Source organism: Brucella tritici (genome assembly GCF_008932285.1).
GTDB classification, from domain to species: Bacteria; Pseudomonadota; Alphaproteobacteria; order Rhizobiales; family Rhizobiaceae; genus Brucella; species Brucella tritici.
In genome coordinates this window covers 1-1,182 of the sequence record NZ_WBVY01000024.1, presented here as the reverse complement: position 1 = coordinate 1,182, position 1,182 = coordinate 1, and the positions used below count along the sequence as shown (strand labels likewise).

Genomic DNA, 1,182 nt, shown 5'->3' with positions numbered 1-1,182 from the left:
TTAACGGGGCTCGTCAGTAGAATTCACGCGGCCATTTTCAGTTTCTGTGCGGGCGTTACGCCGCCGATGCCCATATTGGGACGTTCGTTGTTGTAGGTCCATAGCCACTGCGTGGCAAATTCCTGCGCCTCCTCAATGCTTTCGATGATATATTGGTCGAGCCATTCATTCCGAACGGTGCGATTGTAGCGCTCAACATACGCATTCTGTTGTGGCTTGCCGGGTTGGATATGGCTCAAGGCGATGCCTTGGTTGGCAGCCCATTCCATCAGTTTGCCACTGACGTATTCCGGCCCATTATCAACACGAATTGCGAATGGTTTGCCGCGCCATTCGATGATCTGGTTGAGGCTGCGGATGACGCGTTCGGCAGGCAGCGAGAAGTCTACCTCAATGCCCAGACCTTCGCGGTTGAAGTCGTCCAGGACGTTCAGCAGCCGGAATTGCCTTCCATCCTCCAGCCGGTCGGCCATGAAATCCATGGACCAGACCATGTTCGGCGCATCTGGCACGGTCAGAGCATCGGGCTTGTCCCGCTTCAACCGCTTGCGCGGCTTGATCCTGAGGTTCAATTCAAGCTCACGATAGATGCGGTAAACGCGTTTATGGTTCCAGTGATGCCCCCGGACATTGCGCAGATAAAGGAAACACAGACCGAAGCCCCAGGTCTTCTTTGCCCGCGTCAGTCCGATCAGGAGATCGGCAATCTGCCCGTTCTCGTCGTTCAGCCTGGCGCTGTAACGATAGCATGTCTCGCTGACCTCGAAGGTGCGGCAGGCAAGCGCAACGCTCACCCCTCGCAACGCCACTGCTTTCCCGGCCATCTCCCGGCGTTGAGATGGCCGTGTCACTTTTTTCCAAGAGCCTCTTTAAGCAGTTCCGCCTGCATGCTCATCTCCGCATACATCTTCTTCAGGCGACGGTTTTCGTCTTCCAGAGCCTTCATCTGACTGATCATCGAGGCATCCATGCCACCGTATTTGGATCGCCATTTGTAGAATGACGCAGTGCTCATTCCATGTTCCCGGCATAACTCGGGTACAGGAACGCCGCCTTCCGCCTGGCGAAGGATGGCAAGGATTTGTGGTTCGCTGAATCTGCTCGTCTTCATTAAAATCTCCTCGATCATATAGCCCGAGAAAATTCTACTTTTGAAGCCCGTTATTTGGTGGGGGGATTACC

Annotated in this window: 1 protein-coding gene; it reads right to left on the bottom strand. The window is 54.7% G+C overall.

Translation table 11 applies throughout. From position 1 onward, the window contains the following. Positions 1-23 precede the first annotated feature (23 nt). Positions 24-1,111 (bottom strand): IS3 family transposase gene (locus F9K94_RS24230; RefSeq protein ID WP_086000475.1). Its coding sequence is split into 2 segments (ribosomal slippage): positions 24-850 and positions 850-1,111, totalling 1,089 coding nucleotides; the frame shifts between segments, so codons are not numbered across the junction. Positions 1,112-1,182: the final 71 nt, after the last annotated feature.